Annotated in this window: 21 protein-coding genes and 1 tRNA gene; 5 read left to right on the forward strand and 17 right to left on the reverse strand. The window is 39.7% G+C overall.

The window, feature by feature from the left end:
- Window positions 1–4 precede the first annotated feature (4 nt).
- Both IRT38_RS17045 and IRT38_RS17050 read right to left on the reverse strand, forming a co-directional pair.
- Window positions 5–1,810 carry an ABC transporter ATP-binding protein gene (locus tag IRT38_RS17045; protein ID WP_194598320.1) on the reverse strand — a complete coding sequence of 602 codons (1,806 nt, stop codon included), beginning with the start codon at window positions 1,808–1,810 and terminating at the stop codon, window positions 5–7.
- A 64-nt stretch (window positions 1,811–1,874) separates the two neighbouring features.
- Window positions 1,875–2,624: a hypothetical protein gene (locus IRT38_RS17050; RefSeq protein WP_099949306.1), complete on the reverse strand. Its 750-nt coding sequence runs from the start codon at window positions 2,622–2,624 to the stop codon at window positions 1,875–1,877.
- A gap of 174 nt (window positions 2,625–2,798) precedes the next feature.
- On the opposite strand from IRT38_RS17050, the gene IRT38_RS17055 reads away from it, so the two are divergent.
- The 4 genes from IRT38_RS17055 to IRT38_RS17070 all read left to right on the forward strand — a co-directional run bounded on the left by IRT38_RS17055 (window position 2,799) and on the right by IRT38_RS17070 (window position 6,809).
- Window positions 2,799–3,494: a DsbA family oxidoreductase gene (locus IRT38_RS17055; RefSeq protein WP_112987529.1), complete on the forward strand. Its 696-nt coding sequence runs from the start codon at window positions 2,799–2,801 to the stop codon at window positions 3,492–3,494.
- 388 nt (window positions 3,495–3,882) lie between these two features.
- The gene (locus IRT38_RS17060; protein ID WP_194598321.1) at window positions 3,883–4,068 is read left to right on the forward strand and encodes a hypothetical protein; all 186 of its coding nucleotides are present in this window, start codon (window positions 3,883–3,885) and stop codon (window positions 4,066–4,068) included.
- An 11-nt stretch (window positions 4,069–4,079) separates the two neighbouring features.
- Window positions 4,080–5,516, forward strand: coding sequence for a hypothetical protein (locus tag IRT38_RS17065; RefSeq protein WP_004916908.1), 1,437 nt, complete (start codon window positions 4,080–4,082; stop codon window positions 5,514–5,516).
- 171 nt (window positions 5,517–5,687) lie between these two features.
- Entirely contained in the window at window positions 5,688–6,809 is a 1,122-nt protein-coding gene (locus tag IRT38_RS17070; protein ID WP_194598322.1) for a hypothetical protein, read from the forward strand.
- A gap of 95 nt (window positions 6,810–6,904) precedes the next feature.
- Here the strand turns inward: IRT38_RS17070 and htpG are convergent, their stop codons facing one another.
- The 5 genes from htpG to IRT38_RS17095 form a co-directional block, all read right to left on the reverse strand.
- A complete protein-coding gene (gene htpG, locus IRT38_RS17075; protein ID WP_194598323.1) occupies window positions 6,905–8,824 on the reverse strand; it encodes a molecular chaperone HtpG in 1,920 nt (639 codons plus the stop codon).
- 118 nt (window positions 8,825–8,942) lie between these two features.
- On the reverse strand, window positions 8,943–9,293 hold the full coding sequence (locus IRT38_RS17080; RefSeq protein ID WP_194598324.1) for a lysozyme inhibitor LprI family protein: 351 nt from the start codon (window positions 9,291–9,293) through the stop codon (window positions 8,943–8,945).
- 119 nt (window positions 9,294–9,412) lie between these two features.
- Window positions 9,413–9,997 (reverse strand): OmpW/AlkL family protein, encoded by a 585-nt coding sequence (locus tag IRT38_RS17085; RefSeq protein WP_194598325.1) that lies wholly within the window; start codon window positions 9,995–9,997, stop codon window positions 9,413–9,415.
- 452 nt (window positions 9,998–10,449) lie between these two features.
- Window positions 10,450–11,871, reverse strand: a complete 1,422-nt coding sequence (locus IRT38_RS17090) for a Na+/H+ antiporter family protein (RefSeq protein ID WP_194598328.1) — start codon at window positions 11,869–11,871, stop codon at window positions 10,450–10,452.
- 121 nt (window positions 11,872–11,992) lie between these two features.
- The gene (locus tag IRT38_RS17095) at window positions 11,993–12,868 is read right to left on the reverse strand and encodes an alpha/beta fold hydrolase (RefSeq protein ID WP_194598326.1); all 876 of its coding nucleotides are present in this window, start codon (window positions 12,866–12,868) and stop codon (window positions 11,993–11,995) included.
- Between the two features lie 114 nt (window positions 12,869–12,982).
- Between IRT38_RS17095 and IRT38_RS17100 the strand changes: the two genes are divergently transcribed.
- Window positions 12,983–13,468, forward strand: a complete 486-nt coding sequence (locus IRT38_RS17100; RefSeq protein WP_004957412.1) for a DUF4442 domain-containing protein — start codon at window positions 12,983–12,985, stop codon at window positions 13,466–13,468.
- 65 nt (window positions 13,469–13,533) lie between these two features.
- On the opposite strand, the gene IRT38_RS17105 is transcribed toward IRT38_RS17100, so the two are convergent.
- The 10 genes from IRT38_RS17105 to IRT38_RS17150 all read right to left on the reverse strand — a co-directional run bounded on the left by IRT38_RS17105 (window position 13,534) and on the right by IRT38_RS17150 (window position 26,338).
- Complete coding sequence (locus IRT38_RS17105; RefSeq protein ID WP_004916926.1) at window positions 13,534–13,890, reverse strand: hypothetical protein; 357 nt, start codon at window positions 13,888–13,890, stop codon at window positions 13,534–13,536.
- Between the two features lie 170 nt (window positions 13,891–14,060).
- On the reverse strand, window positions 14,061–18,254 hold the full coding sequence (rpoC, locus tag IRT38_RS17110) for a DNA-directed RNA polymerase subunit beta' (RefSeq protein ID WP_004916929.1): 4,194 nt from the start codon (window positions 18,252–18,254) through the stop codon (window positions 14,061–14,063).
- Between the two features lie 149 nt (window positions 18,255–18,403).
- Complete coding sequence (gene rpoB / locus IRT38_RS17115; RefSeq protein ID WP_004957405.1) at window positions 18,404–22,492, reverse strand: DNA-directed RNA polymerase subunit beta; 4,089 nt, start codon at window positions 22,490–22,492, stop codon at window positions 18,404–18,406.
- Between the two features lie 308 nt (window positions 22,493–22,800).
- Entirely contained in the window at window positions 22,801–23,172 is a 372-nt protein-coding gene (rplL, locus tag IRT38_RS17120) for a 50S ribosomal protein L7/L12 (protein WP_004916934.1), read from the reverse strand.
- 42 nt (window positions 23,173–23,214) lie between these two features.
- Window positions 23,215–23,721 (reverse strand): 50S ribosomal protein L10, encoded by a 507-nt coding sequence (gene rplJ, locus IRT38_RS17125; protein WP_194598327.1) that lies wholly within the window; start codon window positions 23,719–23,721, stop codon window positions 23,215–23,217.
- Between the two features lie 246 nt (window positions 23,722–23,967).
- Window positions 23,968–24,663: a 50S ribosomal protein L1 gene (gene rplA / locus IRT38_RS17130; protein WP_004916940.1), complete on the reverse strand. Its 696-nt coding sequence runs from the start codon at window positions 24,661–24,663 to the stop codon at window positions 23,968–23,970.
- A gap of 3 nt (window positions 24,664–24,666) precedes the next feature.
- Complete coding sequence (rplK, locus tag IRT38_RS17135; RefSeq protein ID WP_004637639.1) at window positions 24,667–25,095, reverse strand: 50S ribosomal protein L11; 429 nt, start codon at window positions 25,093–25,095, stop codon at window positions 24,667–24,669.
- Between the two features lie 111 nt (window positions 25,096–25,206).
- The gene (gene nusG / locus IRT38_RS17140) at window positions 25,207–25,740 is read right to left on the reverse strand and encodes a transcription termination/antitermination protein NusG (protein WP_004916944.1); all 534 of its coding nucleotides are present in this window, start codon (window positions 25,738–25,740) and stop codon (window positions 25,207–25,209) included.
- 7 nt (window positions 25,741–25,747) lie between these two features.
- Complete coding sequence (gene secE, locus IRT38_RS17145) at window positions 25,748–26,185, reverse strand: preprotein translocase subunit SecE (protein ID WP_004674339.1); 438 nt, start codon at window positions 26,183–26,185, stop codon at window positions 25,748–25,750.
- 77 nt (window positions 26,186–26,262) lie between these two features.
- Window positions 26,263–26,338: transfer RNA gene (locus IRT38_RS17150), tRNA-Trp, on the reverse strand.
- Window positions 26,339–26,392: the final 54 nt, after the last annotated feature.

Below are 26,392 nucleotides of genomic sequence, written 5' to 3' on the forward strand. Positions count from 1 at the left end.
CATATCAACTATGTGTTTCTTCTTCGCCTTCATTATCAAAAGTTTTAGCGATCTTTTCGATATTTAGGCTTTTAGCCATCGCATCAAAAATATCTTTATATACACCCTGTTGCTGATAAAGTTGATGATGTTCACCATGCTCAACTATGGCACCATCTTGCATGACATAGGTGTAGTCAGCATCAATGATCTGAGAAAGACTATGAGAGATAATAATCACGGTTCGCCCTTGTTTGATTTCATCTAAACTGTGCTTAATCTGCTCTGTTGCGATTGCATCCAAACTCGCTGTCGGTTCATCTAGAAAAATAATCGGCGGATCTTTCAGAAACATACGTGCTATTGCGATTCGTTGCTGTTGTCCACCAGACAATAACAATGCATCAGATTGATAATCTTTAGGTAACTTTAAAATTTGTTCATGGATTGATGCTTTTTTAGCAGCTTGGATAATTTCGTCTTCACTGGCATCCATTTTTCCATAGCAAATATTATCTTGTATCGTGCCCTGAAAGATATGATTTTTTTGCAGCACTAAACCAATATGATCTCGCAAATATTGAGTATCCATATCATTCAAATCAATACCATCCAACAGAATTTGTCCTGTCTGCGGTAAATAAAATTTATCCAATAAGCTGATTAAAGTCGATTTGCCTGCACCAGATAATCCCACCAGTGCTGTAATTTTATTGGGTTGTATGGTCATACTAATTTCTTTAAGCGCATGATGACCATTTGGATAGAAGAAATCGACCTGTTTTAACTCAAACTTTCCACTGAGTTGTGAAGGTTTCTGCTGTCCTGAGGTTTCAATCTGATTATCCGCTTCAAGAATCTGAAAAAAACTTTCCGCATAAATCATGGCATCATTGACCTCATCATAAATACGATGCAATGAACGAATAGGAGCTGAAACATTATTGAATAGTAAAATATGAAACATAATCATCCCGATACTCATGTCGCCAATCAACACAAAATATGCGGTGAGGATAATGATAAAAACGATCCCAATTTGCTCAGTAAAAGTTTTAACGCCATCAAAAATAAAACTAATTTGACGCGTGTGCATCTGATTGTCGGTAAGCTGCTTTTGTAAGATCAGTTGTTTTTCAGCTTCAACTTGTTCACGGTTAAACGACTTAATGACTGTGATCGAATTAATAATACTCAGAATACCCTGACTTTTCCGCTCACGACCATCTCTTAAACTCCGTCTTACTCCACCTAATTTCTGCGCTTGTTTAAAGGTCAACCAAAAATAAATCGGCACGATACTTAGGGCGACTAGTCCGATCCAAAAATTAGCATAGAACATCAAACCCAATGCGAGAATCGCGCTACTGAATAAAGGCAAAATGTCGATAAAGAAGATTTGAATCAAACGTGTAATCGAACCAATACCACGATCAATACGGGTTTGTAATTTTCCCGCTTGGTTGTCATCTTGAGTGAAAAATGAAAGTCGATAAGTCAGAAATTTCTCAATAATTGCTTGGGCAACATCTTGTGACACCATGATTCTGAGACGTTCACCAAATAACTTTTGCCCAAACTGAATCAAAGTACTGATAATTTCTTTACTAAGTAAAATAACACTGATCGTTACTAAAATATGCCAACCTTGAGCAAGACCATCTCCCGCTTCTACTAAACGATTGATTTGATCAACAGCATATTGCAGCGTTAAAGCATTAACCTGAGCGGTCAATGCTCCAATCAACGTCAGGATTAAGGTGATTATCACCAATAGTCTGTAAGGCTTCACAAAAGGTCGAACTTTGCTAAAAAGTTGCCATAAATTCATGTTTTTAACGTCAACTCTCCTCAAAAACTTTTAATTTAGTTCAAACCAGTATCGTCTAAATAACCTAGAGCTCTTTTTCTAAAACAGCAACATTGTTATTTTTAATTTTCTCTATTTGAGCATTTAGCTTTAAAACATCTTGGTATAACGTATTGAATTTGCGGACTTGGGCAGATTCATGAAATAAAATAAGTTTTCCTTGTCGCTGCCATTCATATTTTTTTAACAAATCAAACATCGCTTGGGCTTTTTCAATGATTTGCTGTTCTATAGCAAAAATATCTTGAGCTGGATCAACATGCATATTCTTGGCGAGTTTCTGTTGTAGGCGTTGCTGTAAGTCAGCATCTAGAGAAAGTTCTTTGGCATCAGCTAAAGCTTGAGATTGTATCTGCTGACGTTTTTTATCGTACTCTAATGATGCACGGCGAACATCGCTAAACATTTGCTCTGTTTCTTTATAGTTTGATTTACTATCACGCTCCAATCTTTCTACATCTAAAAATGCATCCCACTGCGCTGCTTTTAATTGACGTAAATAGTGATTACGCGCCTCAATATTCTCCTTCCAATAATTCAGTAGAAACTCCGACATCAACTGATAATCACCAGATAGCCGATCATCTTCAACCTCCAATTGTACGGGCGTTGACCAATCCTGTGCTTGGATATACAGCTCACGCATTTTTTCTGCCATCACGACATCAAACATTTTCTGATTTTGAATTGTTCGCTGTTTTGAATTATTTTGATAGATGAAAAATGCCCCTATACATACCACGATCACACCGAGAATCATTAAAATACGGCGCATAAAGCCTCCCTAGCTTCATTTTATTTTTTGTTGTTAAAGTCAGTTTAATCAATAAGAAAACAATATATATAGTTTTTATTTCACTTCTCGTAACGGAGCATTACATTTTAATCGCTTTAAATTCAGCAACTACGCCCCTATTATCTCTTTTAACGATAATTGAAGAGAAATTTTATGCGCGTTGATATTTGGTCAGATGTAGTTTGTCCTTTCTGTTACATCGGAAAAAAGCGTCTTGAACATGTAGCTGAACAAGCAGGCATTGAGCTAGATATTCATTGGCATAGCTTTGAACTTGATCCTGACGCCCCTGCAAAACACGAGGTTTCAAATACTCAACGTCTCGCGCAAAAGTATGGACGTAGTTATGCAGAGATGGAAGAAATGGAGCGTAATGTCGCCGCTATGGCAGCGACTGAAGGCATCGATTTCCAATGGCAAAAAGCCAACTCTGGGAATAGTTTTAACGCTCATCGCATCATTCATTTGGCACAAAGCAAAGGTTTAGGTAATGAAGCAAAAGAAGCTTTTTTCCATGCTTATATGACTGAAGGTTTGGCGATTGGCGAGCGAGAAGTTGTTGAGGAAATTGCTTCACGTATTGGTTTAGACAATGCTGAAGTTGAATACGTGTTAGATTCAGATGAATTAGCTGACTTTGTACGTCATGATGAAAAAATTGCACATGAGCAATTGAAGGTCACAGGCGTTCCTTTCTTTGTTTTTGATCAGAAACTTGCACTTTCGGGCGCACAGCCTCGAGAAATCTTTTTACAAGCACTTCAACAAGCACAAACCACATCAGTAGAAAGCATTGAGCAGGACAACTCAGCTCAATGTAATGATGAATCTTGTGAAATCAAACATTAAGACATCATTCATCACATAGGTTTCGGTTCACCCCGAAACCTATGCGCTTCACGCATGTAAAAATCAATACAATTCCAATCATTATTGATCACAAATCAGGCATTTTTATTGCACTAAATAATATGAAACAAATCCTGTAATTACTTTGATCAAGTTTTGACTACAGGCTTTGTGATGAAGCTCACATAAAGAATTTAAATTTATAGATATCTTTGTGTATAGCCATCTAATTATCCGATTCTATCTTTTAATACGTAGCAGTTTTAAAGCCAAAAGTATGATCTAAATCTCGATTTAGCAAATTTAAATACAGAATTTGAATAACTTAGGCACTATAGATTTTACGCATTTTTCTTCTATAATCGTCATAAAGTGACAATCTTTTGTTATGGAAATGCAAGAGTTACAAGCCTTAATAAACGGTCAGATTCAACCAGAACAAATATGTGTAGAACAGCTTGTAGCATTGGCAAAACAGCACACTTTGACAACCACGACTGAATACAAATTGCTTGAAGATGCTGTCAATGTTGTACTTACTTATTATTTAAAACAGGCTCAAGCCTATCTCTAAGGAAATAAGCAATGGACGTATTAGAGAAAGCATTATTGGTTGATGAGCTCAAACATCTTATTGTTGGGCTTAATGATAATAAAGCTTCGCTTTTTGAAATTGCCAAATCAAAAAAAAGAATTAAAGACATTTGTGCATCATGTAATGACCCTCTTTTTCAAGAAGAATTAGCGCAGTTCAAACAATATATACAACAAGAAGAAGTCCCATCAGAGGAACTTGCTGCATATGGTTTTTCGATGACTTATTACGGCACATATAACTTCTCAGAAAAAATTGAGCATGCTTTATTTGCTGCTCCTGATATGGGATGGGCAACCTTACGCCAAGCTAATCATTGGCAGGTATGGGTGGTTCGTCCTGCTTTGTCATTTTTGAAAAGTCCGTGGATGGACTCAAGTAAAGAAGCTTTAGAATGGTTAACTAAACACGCTAAGCAATATGTCAAAACTGATGAGCAGCTAAAACAAATCATTCCAATCTTAGAACCAATCAGTGAAGCTGGGTTAGATTCAACAACAAAGGCAACTCAAACTGAAACCAAGGATGTGTTAACGGTGCTTAAAGAGAAAACTGCGAATTTCGATGCACAGCTTGAAGCGATTATTCAAGAAAAATTACAAACTGCACCACCAATTGCACCTTCGACACCATCAGTTGCGAGCAGACCAAAACCAAGTTTTAAATCCGCTTCTCGACCGACTGCGAATCTAGAAAAAATTAAACCTCTAAATACAGAATTTAATCTAGATGGTTTAGTTTGCCGACTTGAACGTGTAGATCCAAAAGTTTTTCCATCTTTGTATCATGTAGATCTACATGATGAGATTAATCAAAACATTAAAATTGATTGGTTATATTTAAAAGCCGAAAATGATGAACAGCCAATTTGGGAGACAGCGCAAATCTTTTTAGCTGAACAACTCTATGCACAAGGTCAATTTTCACATTATGTTGTCTTAATTGGTACACACAGCGTTGAATATGCAACGAGTGTTTTACAAACCTACACTGATCAACGCCATACGCGTACCAGCTCCATACATCAGACACATTGGACGACCTTTAAACAGCACTATCATCAACATGAAACGTTGTTTAATGAATGCATCATGAATGGTCATACAGTTTGGCAACGTGATGAAGATGCTTATCCATATATTCCAGCATCATTTATCAATACACAGAAGTTCATTCCTTTTGATGAAACAGCGGCTAATTTCCTTACACCAATTATTCTGTTAAAAGAACGTCAAAAAATTCGTGTGATACATGGCTTAGAACGCATCAAACTTTCCTCTGAAGACCAAGCCTATCCATTCTTATTACTTGATCGTACAAATGGCTATACATGGCAATTGATTCGACAAGTGATTAGTAGTTTAGCTCAACCGATCTCAGTCCACGCCTTGTATGATGCTTTAGCTAAGGCGGACGTTTCAGCATAACAAAAATCTATCACAAGATTTATATAGCCACATTCATCTCAGAATGTGGCTTATTTTTTTAAAGTTTATTTGTATAGCTCTCTGATAAATTGCTGTTTTTTGTGTCTAAATATTGATTTTAATAACGAAATAATAAAGAGTGAAAAGAAGAACAATATATAAGCTTAAATTATGAATACTTTTTTAAAAACGGTCCCTATCGCCCTTGTTCCAACACTTTTGGCTCTTCCATTCGGCGTAATAACTCAAGCCACTTACGCCACTGAAGAAACATCCGTTCAGGGTGAACAAGCTCATGCATCAGAGTCGTCAAATCTATTAAATTATATACCTAAATGGGTCGATGCTACACCTACTATACTTCCTGAACAATCTGATCAACCTATCGTTCCACCAACTTCAGAAACAGAAGATAGAACCTGGATTGATCGCAAACAAAAAGATATTCGGAATTGGGCAGATCGAACTTCTGTCAAAATTGATGATTGGTTTGGAGATGTAGATCCAGAAAAGCCTGCTTCAGCTACCATTCGGGTCTTGGTTGATAATTATTGGAATAAATATGATCAATATGAGGTTAAACCTCGTATTCGTGGAAAAATCAAACTACCAACATTAGAAAAAAAATTCAGTGTGGTTTTTGGTGATGACTCCCTTGATGATGAGTTTGACAACAATGTTGCCAATACCAACACTCAACCGAATCAAGATCCTGATAAAAAATTTGATTCAAAACAAACTAGAGACAGTAATGGATCAATCGCATTACGTTGGTCAAATTTCTCCAAACGACTACCATTTGATACCGATGCAGATATCGGTATTCGCTCTGGTGATGATGTTTATTTACGTTTGAGAGCAAAAAAATATTGGGATTTAGATCATGACTTTAATTTCAATGCTGAACAAATCTATCGCTATGGCAGTAAAAGTGAAAACTATCTTCGAACAAATTTAGAACTGATTCACGCACGCCCAAACCAACCTTTTTTATCAAATCAACTCAGTTTGACCTATGCTGATACACAAGATGATGATCTACGATGGGACAACCGTACATTCCGCCAACACCAATTTTTCGCACACAATAGTTTTAAGTACGGTATTTACACGGGTGGCTATTACGATAACAACGATTTACGTCTAAATAGTTGGGGACCTTTTGTATCTTGGCGACAACCTCTTTGGCGCGAATGGTTCTATGTACAAGGAGATCTCAATTATTTTAACGACCACCGTGAAGATCGAAGCCATTACGTCAGTACATTTGTTCGCTTTGAAAGTTTGTTTTGATGAAATTAACAGCGATCTTGTGGGTAACTTTAAGTTTATCCATAGCAAAAAACCTCTAATCACTTAGAGGTTTTTTGCTATCAGATGAGATAAAACTACTTCAATAGTAGGCTATTGATTCGTTTTACATATGCTGCTGGATCTTCAGGTAAACCACCCTCCGCAATAACAGCCTGATCAAAAATCACATTCGCTAAGTCATCAAATTGCTCAGAACTTTCTAACTTTTTCACCAGTGGATGTTCAGGGTTAATTTCAAGGGTAGGCTTAATCTCTGGAACTGCTTGCCCTGCTTGTTTAAGCATTCGTACCAACTGAGGTGAGAGTTCAGCCTCACTAGTGACTAAGCATGCTGGAGAATCCACCAAACGTGTAGTCACACGGACTTCTTTAGTTTTTTCTTTGAGTGAGGCACTCAACCGATCGACGACAGGTTTAAACTGCTCAGCTGCCTCTTCAAGCGCTTTTTTCTCTTCAGCATCTTGTAAATCGCCTAAGTCAACAGCACCCTTTGAAACATTCTGTAATGGCGTACCATCGAACTCATGGACAAAATTCATCGCCCAATCATCAACACGATCTGCCATCAGCAATACTTCAATGCCTTTTTTCTTAAATACTTCAAGCTGAGGAGAGTTTTTAGCAGCACTCAAACTTTCAGCCGTCACATAATAAATAGCTTTCTGACCTTCTTTCATACGCGACTTGTAGTCAGCAAAAGACGTAACAACCTCATCATTAGTCGACGTTGCGTAACGCAATAATTTTAAGATGCGTTCACGATTACCAAAGTCTTCGCCTAGACCTTCTTTTAGTACAGATCCAAATTCCGCATAGAATTTTTTGAATTTCTCTTGATCTTTTTCATCTTCAGATTTAGCTAAACCATCTAATAAGGTTAATACACGGCGTGCATTCCCTTCACGAATCGTTTTAACATCACGGCTTTCTTGCAATAACTCTCGGCTGACGTTCAATGGCAAATCAGCACTATCCACGACACCTTGTACAAATCGTAAATAATTTGGAATCAAATTATCTGCTTCATCCATGATGAAAACACGTTTCACATATAGCTTAATGCCAGCTTTTGCTTCACGGGTAAATAAATCTTGTTTCGCTTGACTTGGGATATACAACAATTGCGTATATTCAGTACTTCCCTCAACTCGGTTATGTGCCCAAGCCAATGGTTCTGCAAAGTCGTGACTTAAATTTTTGTAAAACTCGATGTACTGCTCTTCAGTAATTTCACTCTTGCTACGTGTCCATAATGCACTCGCAGAGTTAATCGCTTCCCATTCATCTGTTTTGACCATTTGACCACCTTTAGGCTCTTCGCCCTCAGCAGTCTCTTCCTCTTGCCAGACTTCTTTTTGCATTTCGATTGGCAAGCTAATATGGTCAGAATATTTATTAACGATTTGTTTTACTTTCCAAGATTCTAAATAATCCAGTGCATCATCACGTAGGTGCAAGATGATATCTGTACCGCGTGTTGCTTTATCAATGTTTTGAACCTCAAACTCACCGGTTCCACCACTAATCCAACGTACCGCTTCTGTTGAAGCTAAACCAGCACGACGAGATTCGACAGTGATTTTATCCGCAACAATAAAACCTGAATAAAAACCAACACCAAACTGACCGATCAATTGCGCATCTGCTTTCTGATCACCAGTCAGCTTAGACATAAAATCTTTTGTACCTGATTTTGCAATCGTACCTAAATTATCAATCGCTTCTTGTTGGCTTAGACCGATACCATTGTCTGAAATTGTAAGCGTTTTATTTTCTTTGTCTAAAGTCAGACGCACTCGTAAATTTGGATCATTTTCATAATATTCGGGATGATTAATTCCCTCAAAACGTAATTTATCACATGCATCTGATGCATTCGAAATGAGTTCACGTAAGAAAATTTCTGGGTTTGAATAGAGAGAATGCGTCACTAAATGCAATAACTGAGCAACTTCAGCTTGGAAACTATAATTTTGTGATGCTTGTTCACTCATAAATCACTCCTTATTTGTGAGGCTTATCAATTTGGAATGATCTATGAATGGTGTATAACTAAAATTTTTCAATCCTTAAAATGCAATTTTTTATCTAAATCACTCAAATTTACCTGAGCTAAAAAGGTCCTTGACTCAACACGCGATCTTGTAAGATACGATCAAGTTGTTGTTGTCTTTGTAAATACGCTTTACTCAAACATAATGTTTTGGCACCGCAACGATTACGCTGTTTCAACCATTGAAACTGCTTATCTTTTTCAGCATCACGCCCTCCCATTGAAAGAGCATGCAAGATAATTTGATAAGTTGTTGCCAACTTTACATCGGCATCATTTAATTCTCGTTGATTACAAATCTGATGTTCAACCGTTGATTTTGCTTGATGGCATGGAAAACTAGCAGCTTCCACAGATGACATAAATAATGGAAACAAAATAAATCCAATACACCCTAATTTAAATTTCATATCAAATCACACATAAATATAGTGAATTCTATTTATCATACGAGCAGTTTTTTTATTTTTATGTAGGTTTTTAATATAAAAAAGCCCCACATAATGTGAGGCTTGCACAACTAGATGACTTAGAATTTATAGCTATAACCGAGGGTATAGACCATTGGATTCAAGTCTAATTTAAATTTAGTACCATCAACTAATTTAACTTTAGGGCTAATGTCTGCATAACGTGCATCAAAGTACACACCCCAGTTTTTCGCATCAGCAGGTTGGAAATTGAAACCTAACTGACCTGCAACACCGTATGCATTTTTTACGTCATCTGCCACGCCTTTTTCATGCCATGCAATAAATGCTGTACCACCGACACCGATATAAGGCGTGAAACGAGTTGAATTTTTAAAATTATATTTTGCTGTAATTGTTGGTGGTAATTGGCGCACACTTGCAACCTTTTCACCATTTAATAAAACATCGTGATTAATAGGATTAGCTAATAACACTTCAGCAGAAAACGGTGTATCACCAAAGAAATATTCAACTGACGGTGTAAATGCAAATTCATCATCCCCTTTTACCGTAGCACCAGGTGCAAGCGTTGTATCTGCTGTTGGGTCAATTAAACTCGCACCCACTTTAATTTGAAAACCTCCTGCAAATGCAGTTGAAGATAACCCCAATAATGCGACCACTAAAACTTTCTTTAACATTTAAATAACCTCATTTAAAAAATTATGTTCTTGTCCAATATAATAAACACCAGTTCAAATTATTATACAATAGAGATAAAATCCGACTATTTTAATTATTTATCTAATCCATTGAATAACAAAAAAATATAATTGTTAAAATATGTAATATAACTTTAATCCAGACCATTTAGGTCAAGATAAACACCTATAAAACCAAGCAATTTTATCAGAATTAACCATTAATAAAGACTGGTAAATTTATTTAAAAAATAGAACTTAATTTTACTTAAAAATAATGAAACCACAATTTTTAATATAAAGTCATCATTATTTGAATAGAATAAAAAAGAGACGAAAAATATCACATGATTATTTTAAAATCAGTTAACCAAGATATTAAATAAATAAAATACGTAATTTAATTCACAAAAAATAAGGCCCTTAATCAGGACCTTTATTTAGAAAGATTATTATAGAATCATGGCTGCAATCCAGCCAAAGATCAAAAGAGGAATATTAAAATGAATAAATGTTGGAACGACCGTATCCCAAATATGATCATGTTGACCGTCCACACCTAAACCAGCCGTTGGTCCCAAAGTTGAATCCGATGCTGGAGATCCTGCATCTCCCAAAGCTGCGGCTGTACCGATCAATGCAATCGTCGCCAATGGTGAAAATCCAAATTGCACACACAACGGTACATAAATAACAGCCAATACAGGCACACTTGAAAAAGATGATCCAATCCCAATCGTAACAAATAAGCCGATAAATAACATCAGAAATGCAGCTAATGCATGATTATCACCAATGATATTGACCACACCATTTACCAATTGATTAATATCGCCTGTGTGCGTCATGACTGATGCAAATCCAGCAGCAGAAATCATGATGAAGCCTACCAATGCCATCATCCGCATGCCTTGCACAAAAACATCATCCGCATCTTGCCATTTAAAAATTCCAGAAGCGGATAGCACAGCAAATCCAACCAATCCACCTAGAATCATAGAACCAGAATACAGTTGTGCAACCAGAGTCAGCACAATTGCAAGCAAAGCCATAAACATGGTTTTCTTAGAAATTGTCGGTACATTTTCTGCTTCATGTCGAAGCTCTTCAGCATCGGCTTTGGGATCATGCTCAACTTGAGATGTTGTACGCAATGGTTTATCTAAATCAATAGTTTTTACCGTTGTGATTGTAAGATCTACGTATTCTCGTGGCTTACGGTAACTCACAAACACTGCCACAAGCGTACCAAGAACCATTCCTAAAACAGGAATAGCCATTCCAATCGGCATCATACTGCGTTCGACATGCAAACCATACGCTGCACCAATTTTGTTAATATTTCCCATCAAAATCTGTTCAAGGAAAATCGCACCAAAACCAACAGGCAGGAAAATATATGTTCCCACTAAACCAAGCGTTAGCACACATGCTGCCGCACGACGATCCAATTTTAGATGGTTCATGACTTTCAGTAATGGAGGTACCAGTACAGGGATAAAGGCGATATGAACTGGGATTAAGTTTTGCGAAAAGATTGCTGCAATTAACAAAATGGTTAATAAAAGATACTTCACCTTTTTTTCTTGATTTTTACTTGCTTCAAAGCCCAGTAAACCAATCAATTTATGCGCAAGTAAGTCAGGTAAACCTGATTTAGAAAGTGCTAAAGCAAAAGCACCTAATACTGCATACGCTAAGGCAACTTCAGCACCATCACCTAAACCAGCATTAAATGCTTCCACAGTTTGGGAAAGACTCAAACCTGCAACTAAACCACCAATAATGGCTGAAATCACTAAAGTGAGAACAACAGAAACTCGTGCCAGTGACAGTATAAACATCACGGCAATCGCGATTACGACAGCATTCATGAAAAAAGTAGGAGCAAAAGAAAGGCGACATTCTAGCAGATTCATTGAGATGAAGCTGAAAATATCGCCGAATAAAGTGCGTAAATCTTATGTGATTTTTATTGTTAAATATCGTTCAATCTTAAGCAGCCTGACGCTGAATAAAATCACGAATAAGTTCAGCAATTTTCTCAGGTTGGCTGATGACAGCCCAATGATTCGCATCGAGTTCAGTATATTCGAACTTTTCAACCCACTTCGGCATAGACTCAGTAATATATTCTGGACTAACAAATGCATCTCGACGCAATACAATCGCTTGTACTGGGCATTGCGCATAACGTTGACGTGGTTGAGTTAAAGAAGTAATAAAGTTTGCACGATATAAGTTAATCCCGTATTTACCATCTGCAACAATATTTGCATTTAATGGTAAATCTTGTTTTTTCTCTAATCCATTCAAGATTTTGCCCCATTTTTCTGGACTGAAGAAAGTCCAAACTGTAGGTGCAATGAGTGGTAAATGGAATGCACCGATATACCATGATTTTGTCAGCATTTTCAGAACGTTGGCTGGTGCTGATTTAAACTCTTCACGCAAATATAAAGAAGCATGATCTAAGCAAGGACCAGAGATCGTTGTATAAGACAACAAACGACCTTTAAGTTTAGGCTCAGTTGCCGATTCCCAAGATTGTAATGAACCCCAATCATGGGCTGCCATATGAAAATTACGATTTGGTAAAACTTGATCTACCACTTCTTGTAAATCTAATGACAAACGCGGTAAACGATAGTCTTTGATACGTTTTGGAATAGAAGATAAACCTGCACCACGCACATCATAAGTTACAATAAAATAATCATTGACAAGCTTTTCAATAATTGGCTCCCAAACTTCCTGATTATCTGGATAACCATGTACTAAAACCAATGGTGTTTTTTTCTCATCGCCCCATGTCTTCACACACAGTGTTTGCTGATCAGAAGTTCTGACAGTTTTTACTTGTGGTTGCATAATTTTTCCCATTTTGTTTTCAAGTGGCTTGGTCAACTAAACAGCCATTGCCAGCGATACAATAAAAATGATACTTATGGAGTATGAATAGAGTTATCAGAAAAAAAATTGACCATGAAAAACTTTTTCAAAAAAATTCGAACCATTCCAGCCGTTTCAAAATTTATGATCAATCATTACTCACCCTATCGCGGTGCAGGAATAGCAATTGAAACGATTGACCTCGACAATTATTTCATTCGAATCAAAATGCCGCTTACACGAAAAAATCGGAATATTGTTGGAACACATTTTGGTGGCAGCTTGTACTCTATGGTTGATCCCTTTTATATGCTTATTTTGATGCATCATTTGGGAAATAAATACATTGTGTGGGATAAAAGTGCTGCAATCAATTTTTTATCACCAGGTCGAAGCACTGTTTATGCTGATATTCGGATCAGCGCAGAAGAAATTAGCGAAATTAAACGATTAGCTGAAAATCACGAACCTGTACTTCGATCATATACTTTAAATATTGTGGATGAAGCTGGTACTCGGATCGCAGAAGTCGAGAAAACCTTATACATTCGTAGAAAAAAGGCTAAAGCTACTACTTAATCTATACAGCTAGATAAAAAATGCCTGAGAGGAATCACAGGCATTTTTTATTACGAAATTAGAGATTATTTCTTTTCTTGGATGGCAGCACCTGCACCACCACCGATCGCACCACCTATTGCAGCACCAGAATCACCACCTAATAACGCTTTACCTACAACTGAACCAATACCTGCTCCAATTGCACTACTTGTAGTCGTACGACTACTACCACCTTGGGTATTTGCTCCTACACCAGCACCAGCTGCCGCACCTACACCCGCACCTAGACCACCACCAACATGGTTACCAACACCACCACCTACTGCACCACCTAAGGCTGCTGCACCGATACGCTGGTCTGATGCACTCATATTTTGACAACCTGTAAACATAACCGTTGATATGACTAAAGCGGAAACAACACCAATTGTTTTTTTCATGACGGATACTCTCCTGTTCTGTATGTTAAAAATAATAATCTTCTTTTATGTGGACTTTGATCATGTTATGTAATTTGGGTTAGCTAATGCTTTAATATTTGTAAATTTAAACTCAATCTTAAACCAATAAAAAAAGCACCCGAAGGTGCTTTTTTTGAATCAACTCATAATTAGAATTGATCCGAATTTAATGCTTGGCTGAACGCTTGATCAACTTCACTGAAATCATTGTGAAGTTCAAACTCAGCAGCTTCCGCTTCTTGACGACGACGTTCTAGGTGATACGCAAGACCTGTACCAGCAGGAATCAAACGACCAACAACAACGTTTTCTTTCAAGCCACGTAAATCATCTTCTTTACCTGTTACAGCCGCTTCAGTTAACACACGTGTTGTTTCCTGGAACGATGCAGCAGAGATGAACGAGTCAGTAGAAAGCGACGCTTTGGTTATACCCATCAATTGACGTTCAAACTTCGCAGGGAACTTGTTCTGAGCCAAGACAGCTTGGTTCTCTTGAACAACACGGATGTAATCCACTTGTTCGCCTTTAATAAAGCTTGTATCGCCACCATCAGTGATTTCAACTTTACGCAACATTTGACGTACGACGACTTCAATGTGCTTATCGTTGATTTTTACACCTTGGAGACGGTAAACGTCTTGAACTTCGTTCACGATGTAGTTTGTTAAAGCAACTTCGCCTTTCAAACGTAAGATGTCATGTGGGTTTTGTGGACCATCAGAAATGGTTTCACCACGGTTTACATGCTCACCCTCGAACACGTTGATTTGACGCCATTTAGGAATCAACTCTTCGTAGATCTCCGAACCATCATCAGGTGTGATCACTAAACGGTTCTTACCTTTGGTCTCTTTACCAAAGCTTACGATACCAGACACTTCTGCCAAAATCGCATGCTCTTTTGGTTTACGTGCTTCAAACAAGTCTGCAACGCGTGGAAGACCACCGGTAATATCACGAGTACGCGAAGATTCTTGTGGTACACGACCGATTACATCACCCACACCAATCGTTTCGCCATCACGGACAGTCACGATTGTATTTTGCGGCAAGAAGTAGAACTGTTCGCCGCCATCTGTTGTATCCAACACGATCGCAGGACGTAAATCTTTACCAGACGCAGGACGTGCTGTTACTGGCAAGATTTCAACAGTCGTCATACCTGTTGCATCATCAGTCTTAGAGGTTGCAGTTACACCATCAGCGATTTGGCTGAAACGTGCTTTACCCGCAACTTCTGTAACAAGTGGATGTGTATGTGGATCCCAAGTCGCTACGATACCGCCAGCTTCTACAGTCTCACCATCTTTCAACAAAATGCTGGCACCGTAAGGAAGTTTATAACGCTCGCGCTCACGACCTAAGTCATCCGCAATACCAATTTCACCTGAACGAGAAACTGAAACTAAGTGACCTTTGGCATGTTGTACAGTTTTCACATTGTGGAAACGTACAGTACCTTTGTTACGTACTTGAACGCTGTTCGCAGCAGAAGTTCGGCTCGCAGCACCACCAACGTGGAACGTACGCATCGTTAACTGTGTACCAGGTTCACCAATTGACTGAGCAGCCATTACACCGACTGATTCACCTGGATTCACCAAGTGACCACGTGCAAGGTCACGACCATAACAACGAGCACACACACCGAATGTAGATTCACATGCAATTACTGAGCGTACTTTAACTTCATCGACACCCGCTTCTTCAAGCTGAGCTGCGATTTTCTCGTCAATAAGCGTACCGCGAGGTAATACAACTTCATCATCAGATGCACGACGTACATCTTCAGCCGTTACACGACCTAATACGCGGTCACGTAATGGCTCGATGACATCACCACCTTGAATGAATGGAGTCATCACTAAACCACCCGCTGTACCACAGTCAGGTTCAGTAATTACTAAGTCTTGTGCTACGTCTACTAAACGACGAGTCAAGTAACCAGAGTTCGCTGTTTTTAAAGCTGTATCGGCCAAACCTTTACGCGCACCGTGTGTTGAAATGAAGTACTGAAGTACTGTCAAACCTTCACGGAAGTTTGCTTTAATCGGTGTCTCAATGATCGAGCCATCTGGCTTCGCCATCAAACCACGCATACCCGCTAACTGACGAATCTGAGCTGCCGAACCACGGGCACCCGAGTCAGACATCATGTAGATACTGTTGAATGATTTCTGCTTCTCGTCTTCACCTTGCTTGTTTTTAACAAGTGTGTAAGACAAGTTATCCATCATTGCTTTCGCAACCTGGTCATTGGTACGTGCCCAAATATCGACCACTTTGTTATAGCGCTCACCCGCAGTTACAAAACCTTGCTCAAACTGTTGTTCGATTTCACGAACTTCTGTTTCAGCTTTGTCAATAATGACTTGTTTCGTTGGTGGGATCAGCATGTCTTCCATACCAACAGATACACCTGAACGCGTCGCTTGACGGAAGCCCAAATACATCAATTGGTCAGCGAAGATAACAGTATCTTTCAAACCAAGTTTACGGTAGCAAGAGTTGATTAACTTAGAGATGTTCTTTTTAGTCATCTCAAGGTTGATCATATCAAAGCTTAAACCTTGTGGAACAACTTCCCAAAGTAAGCAACGACCTGGTGTTGTATCAACGATAATCGTTTGCTGTTCACGTTCACCATTTTCATTGATCACAGTTTGGTGTACACGTACTTTTACACGTGCGTGAATCGCTACTTTACCCGTTGCCAATGCGCGGTTTACTTCGTGAGTATCCGCAAACACCATGCCTTCACCCTTGGCATTTACTGCATCACGTGTGATGTAGTAAAGACCCAATACAACGTCCTGAGAAGGAACGATGATTGGCTCACCGTTGGCTGGCGACAAGATGTTGTTTGTTGACATCATCAATGCACGAGCTTCAAGCTGCGCTTCCAATGTCAATGGAACGTGTACCGCCATTTGGTCACCATCGAAGTCGGCGTTAAACGCAGCACATACGAGTGGGTGAAGACGGATCGCCTTACCTTCAATCAGAATCGGTTCAAATGCTTGAAGACCTAAACGGTGAAGTGTTGGCGCACGGTTCAACATTACTGGATGTTGACGAATTACAGAAGCAAGAACGTCCCAAACTTCTGGAGTCTCACGCTCAACCATTTTCTTCGCAGCTTTAATGGTAGTTGCTTGACCAGATGCTTGTAGTTTCGCGAAAATAAATGGTTTGAATAATTCAAGCGCCATTTTCTTCGGAAGACCACATTGGTGAAGACGTAAAGTAGGACCTACGGTAATTACCGAACGACCAGAATAGTCAACACGTTTACCAAGTAAGTTTTGACGGAAACGACCTTGTTTACCTTTGATCATATCAGCCAAAGATTTCAATGGACGTTTGTTCGAACCTGTAATCGCACGACCACGACGACCGTTATCAAGCAATGCATCAACAGACTCTTGTAACATACGTTTTTCGTTACGTACGATAATGTCTGGTGCAGCAAGGTCGAGAAGACGTTTCAAACGGTTGTTACGGTTGATCACACGACGATATAGATCGTTTAAGTCTGAAGTCGCGAAACGACCACCTTCAAGTGGTACAAGCGGACGTAAGTCTGGTGGAAGTACTGGAAGTACATTCATCACCATCCATTCAGGCTTATTGTTTGATTCTTTAAATGCTTCCATCAACTTCAAACGTTTAGACGCTTTTTTAAGTTTCGTCTCTGAAGTTGTTTGTGGAATCTCTTCACGTAAACGAGCAATTTCAGCTTCAAGATCGATGTCTTTCAACAAGTCTTGAACAGCTTCTGCACCCATTTTCGCTGTGAATTCATCACCGTGCTCTTCAAGTGCATTGTAGTATTCTTCATCCGTTAAAAGTTGATACTTTTCAAACGGAGTCATACCAGGATCAGTAACGACATAAGATTCGAAATATAATACGCGCTCGATATCACGTAATGTCATATCAAGAAGTAAACCAATACGGCTCGGTAATGATTTCAAGAACCAAATGTGTGCAACTGGAGAAGCAAGTTCAATGTGACCCATACGTTCACGACGAACTTTAGCAGTCGTTACTTCAACGCCACATTTTTCACAAATGACGCCTTTATATTTCATACGCTTGTATTTACCACACAAGCATTCGTAATCTTTTACTGGACCAAAGATTTTGGCACAGAACAAACCGTCACGTTCAGGTTTAAAAGTACGGTAGTTAATGGTTTCAGGCTTTTTAACTTCACCGTGAGACCATGACTTAATCATCTCTGGTGACGCAAGACCAATACGGATACGGTCAAATTCAATCGGTGCATGACCTTCTGAATCCGTTTTCTTACGCATGATATCGAGCAAGTCTTTCAATTTTTTTCTCCGTGTGTCAGGAAGCTAGGCTTACCTGACTGGGTCACAAATATTGTTTTTTAACTGAACAACCCTCCCTCAACCCCTCCTTTTCTCAGGAGGGAAGCCCCCACCCTTTTCGAGTGGAAACTAGGAGAATTAATGGCTAATTAGTCACCATTTTTCAGTTCAATGTTGATACCTAAAGAACGGATCTCTTTGGTCAATACGTTGAACGATTCAGGCATACCCGGATCCATATAATGGTTTCCATCTACAATGTTCTTATAGATGCGTGTACGACCTTCGACGTCATCCGACTTCACAGTGAGCATTTCTTGGAGGGTATATGCTGCACCATATGCTTCAAGTGCCCATACTTCCATCTCACCGAAACGCTGACCACCGAATTGTGCTTTACCACCAAGCGGTTGTTGTGTCACAAGTGAGTAAGAACCAGTTGAACGTGCATGCATCTTATCGTCAACCAAGTGGTTCAACTTAAGCATGTACATGTAACCGACAGTTACTGGACGATCAAACTGTTCACCTGTACGTCCATCAAACAAGATTTGTTGACCAGAACGTGGTAACTCTGCAAGCTCAAGTAACTCTTTGATTTGTGACTCTTCAGCACCATCAAATACTGGAGTTGCCAAAGGCACACCAGCACGTAAATTACCTGCAAGCTTCAAGATCTCTTCGTCAGTTAGTGTGTCAAGCTGTTCTTGCTCACCACCCACTTTATTATAAATCTTGTCAAGGAATGAACGTAACTCGGCGATTGTACGTTGTTGTTTGAGCATTTTATCAATCTGCTCACCCAAACCTTTTGCTGCCATACCTAAGTGGGTTTCAAGAATCTGACCCACGTTCATACGCGATGGTACACCGAGTGGGTTCAATACGATATCAACTGGCACACCATTGGCATCATGTGGCATATCTTCAACTGGTAAGATGTTTGATACAACACCTTTGTTACCGTGACGACCCGCCATCTTATCACCAGGTTGGATACGACGTTTAACTGCTAGGTAAACCTTAACAACTTTCAATACTCCAGTTGTTAACTCATCACCTGTAGAAAGTTTACGTTTCTTCTCAGCAAACTTTTCATCAATTTCATGGCTCTTTTCTTTCAAGAACACTTGAATTTGAGTTAAACGCTCAGCAATTGCTTCATCTGTTGGTTGGATTTCAAGTAGATCAACTAACTCTAGACCAGACAACATATCTTCTGAAAGCTTCTCACCACGTTTAGTCGAACCACCACCGTTAGATTCTTGACCTTTCAACAAACGAACAATACGCTCACGTGCTGCTTCTTCGAAGATTTTGTATTCTTCTTTCAAGTCTTTACGGTATGCATCAAGCTGAGCTTTCTCAATTGCTTGCGCACGCTCATCTTTTTCTAAACCATCACGTGTGAAGACTTGAACGTCAATTACTGTACCTTTAGTGCCAGATGGAACACGTAAAGATGAATCTTTTACGTCAGCCGCTTTTTCACCAAAGATTGCACGAAGTAGTTTTTCTTCAGGTGTTAACTGAGTTTCACCTTTAGGTGTTACCTTACCAACAAGAATATCACCGGCAGTAACTTCAGCACCGATATAAACAATACCTGACTCATCAAGTTTAGACAGTGCAGCTTCACCGACGTTAGGAATATCAGCAGTAATTTCTTCTGCACCTAACTTAGTATCACGCGCTACACATGACAATTCTTGAATATGAATCGACGTTAAACGGTCTTCTTGAAGCACACGCTCAGAAAGTAAGATCGAGTCTTCATAGTTATAACCGTTCCATGTCATGAACGCGACGCGCATGTTTTGACCTAGCGCAAGTTCACCCATGTCAGTCGATGGACCGTCAGCCAAAATATCGCCACGAGCAACTTTGTCGCCCAAGTTTACGATGACATTTTGGTTAATACATGTATTTTGGTTTGAACGTGTATATTTGATCAGGTTGTAAATATCTACACCTGCTTCACCTGCAATCATTTCATCTTCGTTCACACGAATAACGATACGAGATGCATCAACATATTCAATTACACCACCACGACCCGCGATCACACATACACCTGAGTCGCGTGCTACGTTTGCTTCCATACCCGTACCGACAAGTGGTTTGTCAGCACGAAGTGTAGGAACAGCCTGACGTTGCATGTTCGAACCCATCAATGCACGGTTTGCGTCATCGTGTTCAAGGAATGGAATTAATGACGCTGCAACAGAAACAACCTGCTGTGCAGAAACGTCCATATGTGTTACGCGCTCAGGCGACATACGTACGAATTCACCTTGATGACGTACAGAAACCATTTCTTCAGTCAAGTTGCCATCTTTATCCACTGCTGAGTCGGCTTGTGCAATGACAGTGCCTACTTCTTCAATTGCAGATAAATATTCAACTTCATCTGTCACACGACCGTCTACAACCTTACGGTATGGTGTTTCCAAGAAACCGAAGTCATTCGCTTTTGCATAGACAGAAAGCGAGTTGATCAAACCAATGTTTGGACCTTCAGGTGTTTCAATTGGACAAACACGACCATAGTGAGTTTGATGTACGTCACGCACTTCGAAGCCTGCGCGTTCACGTGTCAAACCACCAGGACCAAGCGCAGACACACGACGTTTATGTGTAATCTCAGATAATGGGTTGTTTTGGTCCATGAACTGAGATAACTGGCTTGAACCAAAGAATTCTTTGATTGCCGCAGCAACTGGTTTCGCGTTGATTAAATCTTGTGGAGACAAGTTATCAGTTTCAGCTTGGCTTAAACGCTCTTTCACAGCACGTTCAACACGAACCAAACCAACACGGAATTGGTTTTCTGTCATTTCACCAACAGAACGTACGCGACGGTTACCCAAGTGATCGATATCGTCGACTTCACCTTTACCATTGCGGATCTCAACTAATGTACGAAGTACATCAATGATATCGTCATGCGATAAAATACCTTCAACTTCACGTGACTTCTGATCAGTACCCACTTCGTAAGGACGACCCAAACGACGGTTAAACTTCATACGACCTACTGGAGAAAGGTCATAACGTTCAGAAGAGAAGAATAAGTTATTAAATAAGTTCTCTGCTGCTTCTTTTGTCGGTGGTTCACCTGGACGCATTACTTTATAGATTTCAACAAGCGCTTCTTCACGACCTGTTGTTGTATCTGCACGTAATGTATCTGCAATGAACGAACCACGATCGATGTCATTAGTGAATAGGATGTTAAATTGTTTAACACCACCTTCAGCCAATTTCACCATAATTTCATGGCTAAGTACGGTATTTGCAGGAATCACATCGCCATTCTTAAGTGTGATGTCTTCAGCTGTAATACGCTCATATAAATATTCATCAGGTACAGAAAGCTTAGCTAAGTTAGCTGCTTCCATTTGACGTACATGACGTGCATTAATACGCTTGCCTTGTTCAACGATTGCTTTACCATCGTTGTCCAAGATATCAAATTGCGCCATTTCACCACGTAAGCGATCTGGAACGAGGTCAATTTGATAGCTACCCATATCAAGATATACAGGTACTTTTTCATAGAACAAATTCAAAATTTGTTCATTGCTATAATTTAAGGCACGTAAGATCACAGTCGCCAACAATTTACGACGACGGTCAATACGTACGAAAACTAAATCTTTTGCATCGAATTCAAAATCTAACCATGAACCACGGTAAGGAATGATACGTGCTGAGTACAACACTTTACCGCTTGAGTGTGTTTTACCCTTATCATGATCAAAGAATACGCCTGGTGAACGGTGTAATTGAGATACGATTACACGTTCAGTACCGTTAATAACGAAAGTACCGTTGTCGGTCATGAGCGGCATTTCGCCCATGTACACTTCTTGTTCACGAACATCTTTGATTGATTTCGTTTCGCGATCTTTAATGATCAAACGAATTTTTACACGCATTGGTGCCGCATAAGTCGAACCACGTAAAATACATTCACGCACGTCAAACTCGGGTTTACCAAGGCTATACTCAACAAATTCTAAAGCAGCATTGCCAGAATAACTTTCAATAGGAAAAACTGAACGAAATGCGGCTTGGAGACCGATATCTTCGCGATTTTTTGGAGTTTTACCACCTTGTAAGAATGTACGATACGAATCGACCTGAATCGAAAGTAAGTACGGTGCTTCCATTACGTGGGGCAATTTACCAAAATTCTTACGGATCCGTTTCTTTTCGGTATATGAGTATGCCATCTGGAGTCCTCGGAAAGTAAACTAAGCCCGCCTGCAGAACGGGCCTAGAAGGAATTACGCAGGCCGATATGGCCACCACTGTTTACAAATGCTGCAATTTTTAGTGGTATCAAAACGCTTAACAATATTTTTATAAGCAAAAAAATATTGGTAAGCATTTGATTTTATTTGTTTTCTATAAAAATCTGCACAAAATATGCAAAACTAACAAAAAACGAGCCGATTATTGTAACGCAAAAAGGCTGATGACCCAAGAGCCATCAGCCATTTTTTGGAGCCGATTATAAAAAAATCGACTCCCTACAGAATTACTTAAGTGTAACTGTAGCACCAGCTTCTTCAAGCTTCTTCTTAAGCTCTTCGCCTTCTTCTTTAGAAACAGCTTCTTTAAGAACAGCTGGAGCGCCTTCAACAAGGTCTTTAGCTTCTTTAAGACCAAGACCAGTAGCTTCACGAACTGCTTTAATTACAGCAACTTTGTTAGCACCGAAAGAAGTCAACTCAACGTTGAATTCAGTTTGTTCTTCAGCAGCAGCAGCACCAGCGCCTGGAGCAGCAGCAACAGCTACAGCAGCAGCAGATACGTTAAATTTTTCTTCGAAAGCAGAAATTAATTCAACAAGTTCAAGAACTGTTTTTTCAGCAACTGCGTTTAAGATTTCTTCGTTTGTTAAAGCCATGAGAATAACTCCAAATGGATATTGAATGGTGTGAAAATAGGATTAAGCTGCTTCTGACTCGTTTTTCTCTTTGAGCGCTGTAATGAGGCGACCCAATTTCGAAACAGGAGCTTGAAGAACAGACGCAAGCATAGTAAGCGCTTTTTCTTGGTTCGGAAGGTTTGCAATAACGCTAACTTCAGCACCTTGATAAACCTTGCCATCAAATGCAGCAGCTTTAAGTTCAAATGCTTTGTTAGTTTTCGCAAATTCTTCGAACAAGCGTGCAGCTGCACCCATGTCATCTTCAGAAGTAGAGAAACCGAGAATGGTTGGGCCAACAAGGTTGTCATTTAAGATATCGAATTGAGTACCTTCTAATGCGCGCTTAGCCAAAGTGTTACGAACGATACGAGTCGTCACACCTAACTTACGAGCTTCAACACGAAGTGTTGTTAATTGCTCTACGCTTGAACCTTGATAGTTAGCCACAACAACAGAAAACGCTTTAGAAGCAACTTCGCTTACTTCTGCAACGATCTGTTTTTTGCCTTCGATAAGAAGAGCCATTGTAAAACCTCCTAACGGTGATTTATGCATCTATAAAGATGCACTCCCAATTCGCAAGCCTTTCGACTTACACGTGGAGGAGGAACAAATCACACCACCACGTCTACTCAGGCTGGTAGATTAAGAAAAATGTTCGAAAACACTTCTCACCTGAGGTCTTTGACGCTGATAAATATTCATTTATCAATTCAAAGTTTGCTCAAACTCTTTAAAAAAAAGAGTCTGAGGCTTTAAAATTCTGTCTAATTACTTAGAAACGTTGTTTACGTCAACAGTAAGACCAGGACCCATAGTTGAGCTTAAAGTGATCTTTTTAACGTATACACCTTTAGAAGTAGCAGGCTTTAATTTTTTCAAGTCTGCAATTAAAGTTTCAACGTTTTGACGTACAGCTTCTTCGCTAAAGCCAAGCTGACCAATCGCAGCGTGGATGATACCCGCTTTGTCAACACGGTAACGTGCTTGACCAGATTTAGCATTTTTAACTGCGTTAGCAACGTCTGGAGTAACCGTACCCACTTTCGGGTTTGGCATTAAACCACGTGGACCAAGAATAGTACCAAGCTTACCAACAACGCGCATTGCATCAGGAGCAGCAATTACTACGTCAAAATCAAGGTTTCCACCTTGAATGCTTTCAGCAAGATCATCAAAACCAACGATATCAGCGCCAGCAGCTTTCGCAGCTTCAGCAGCAGCACCTTGAGCAAATACTGCAACACGTACAGTTTTACCTGTACCTGCTGGTAAAGTAGTCGCACCACGAACAACCTGATCAGATTTACGTGGATCTACGCCAAGGTTTACAGCGATATCTAAAGATTCTTTGAACTTCGCAGCTGGAAGGCTGTTAAGAACTTGTACTGCTTCTTCCAAAGTATAAACTTTGTTTGCTTCTACAGCAGCAGCAATGGCTTTTTGACGTTTAGTTAACTTTGCCATGTCTTATAGCTCCACTTCCAAGCCCATAGAACGTGCAGAACCAGCAATGGTACGCACACGAGCGTCTAAATCAGCACCAGTTAAATCTGGTTCTTTAGTAGTCGCAATCTCTTCTAATTGAGCACGAGTCAACTTACCAACTTTAGTTTTGTTAGGTACAGAAGAACCCTTTTGAATACCAGCAGCTTTCTTAAGAAGAATAGATGCAGGTGGAGTTTTCATGATGAAAGTGAACGACTTATCGTTGTACACAGTGATCACGACAGGAATTGGCAAACCAACTTCAAGTTTTTGTGTAGCAGCATTGAATTCTTTACAGAATGCCATGATGTTTACACCACGTTGACCTAAAGCAGGACCAATTGGTGGAGATGGATTCGCTTTACCAGCTGGAACTTGCAGCTTGATATAGCCGTCAATCTTCTTAGCCATTGAAATTACCTCTGGGTACAGACGCCGTTAGGCTCCCCAAAAAAATAAGTAACGCCGAAACATTACAACAACAATGCCCGATCAAATCGGGCGCTTTTCAAACAACTGAAATTAAACTGTTTTTTCGACTTGTCGAAATTCAAGTTCAACTTGAGTTGGTCGATTAAATACATTAATCGTCAACGTTAAACGTGACTTTTCGTACTGAACTTCCTCCACGACTCCTTTAAAGTCAGTGAACGGACCATCAATAACGAGCAATTCTTCACCTGGTTCAAACATCGTCTTAGGACGCGGTGCCTCACCAGTATTACGTACACGAGCAAGAATCGCATCAGCTTCACGTTGTGTGATTGGCGCTGGTTTTTCTGGCGTACCACCGATAAAACCAAGAACCTTTGGACATTCTTTTACAATGTGCCAAGTATCATCATTCATTTCCATTTCGACTAACACATAGCCTGGAAAGAATTTACGTTCAGATTTACGTTTCTTACCATCCTTCATTTCAACTACTTCTTCAGTAGGAACTAGGACTTCACCAAAGCTGTCAGCTACCGTGCTACGTTGAATACGTTCATTAAGCGAACGCAACACTTGTTTTTCAAAGCCTGAATAGGCATGAATAATATACCAACGTTTCATGGCGCTCTTACCCGATAATTAACTTAATAAACCAACCTAACCCATAATCAAAGCACCACAACACTAGAGATGCAATAATTACTACCAAGAGCACCTGCCACGAAGTGGTGATCGTCTCTTGTTTCGTCGGCCAAGTCACTCGACGCAGTTCAATTCGTGCATCTTGCAACAAGCGCACAAAGCCTTTACCTTGATGGGTGGCGTATAATAAACCTAAAGCGACAACGATACAAGCCAAAATTACCCCAACGCGCACCCAAATATCATTTGCAGGCGCCCAATAGGCAGGTAAATGCTGATTTACCAATGCAGAACCGATTAGCAAAGCAATAGCAACCAACCACAGGACAGCATCCAATGGCGAACCTGAACTTACAACTTCTGCATTATTTCTTTGAGGGATTGGCGCGTCGCTTAATGCGTCACGCGATTTATCATTCGACATTTTTTTACTCGTCGTTGAATTCGCGACTTATTATATGACAACTTAGCCAGAATCAAGCTTTTTTTATTTAAAAAAAGTGGCAGGCCAGGAGGGACTCGAACCCCCAACATTCGGTTTTGGAGACCGACGCTCTACCAATTGAACTACTGACCTATTAAGCAAATCGAAAGCAGCAGCTTCCGATTTGAGTGTAACACAGTATTGGGC

The organism is Acinetobacter sp. SK-43 (assembly GCF_015351505.1).
GTDB lineage: Bacteria > Pseudomonadota > Gammaproteobacteria > Pseudomonadales > Moraxellaceae > Acinetobacter > Acinetobacter junii.